At 59.6% G+C, this 981-nt stretch carries 1 protein-coding gene; it reads right to left on the minus strand.

Annotated features, from left to right (window positions below):
* Nucleotides 1-712 (minus strand): DNA-binding protein (locus PGX04_RS05965; protein ID WP_273737666.1); only part of this gene is annotated, 712 nt, incomplete at its 3' end.
* Between the last annotated feature and the right edge of the window lie 269 nt (nucleotides 713-981).

Genomic DNA, 981 nt, shown 5'->3' on the forward strand with positions numbered 1-981 from the left:
CGTTGTGCCAGTTCTTCGCCGCGTTCCTGATTCGCACCGTCTCGCCCTCGCTCACCGTCGTTTGGTAGGAGTTCTTCCAGATCGTGAACTTCATCTTCTCGGTCTCGTCCACGATCAGCCCCACTTGGCTGATCGAGGACTTCGAGGGCTCCCACAGTTTGATGATCTCGCCTTCCACGTCTACCTCGCCTGCCTCCACCTCCGGCACGTCTGCGATGTCCACGATCGTTCCCGACTCGGCCTTCACTTCGTCCATCTCCTCGAGGGTTGCGTCGATCATCGACTTCCCGTCGGTCACCTTCTCCGCCAGTCCACGGCTCACTGACGCCCGGCTTGGACCTCCACGAATCGTCTCCGTGATTCGAACCGATTGTTTGTTGACCTCCGCCAACTGCTCCTGCTCCAGCTCCGAACGGGGGTCCACCCGTTCGACCTGCCGTTCTCGGCGCTGCTCGAGCACGACCTCTCGTGTCCGCTTCGCTCGCCCTTCCTGCATTCCGAACGTCGTCTTTGCGCTGATCAACTCGAGCTCCTCTTCTCGAGCCCGAATCCGCTCTTCTTGCGCCAGTGGCAAGTGACCAAACTCGTTCTCCTCGCGTCCAACCACTGTCTCCGGGTGGTTTGTCTCGACTTTCGTGTGTGTCTCCTGCTCGACACTCGCCGCGAACTCCGGCGTTTCGTCCACGACATCTTCCGCGAATGGATCTTCCACCGCTACGTCTCCGTCCGTCTTCTCCGCAGCCGCCTCTTGGTTGACACTCGATTCATCCGAAGTTTTATCATCTCGGAAGTTCGTAGTACTCATTGCAATTGTATCCGAAGGCGCTTTCCAACGCGTCTTCACTCCAACACCTCCTAGTTCCAACTGTGTTCATCTCTTGCAACCGCTCTCGCTCGCGCCTTCAGGTCCCCTGAGGCGCGAGTAGAGCGGGACACTATCCCCACCAGCCAGCACCGCGCGCCGAGACGACCGGCGCGAGC

The sequence above is a fragment of the Natrinema soli genome (assembly GCF_028618695.1).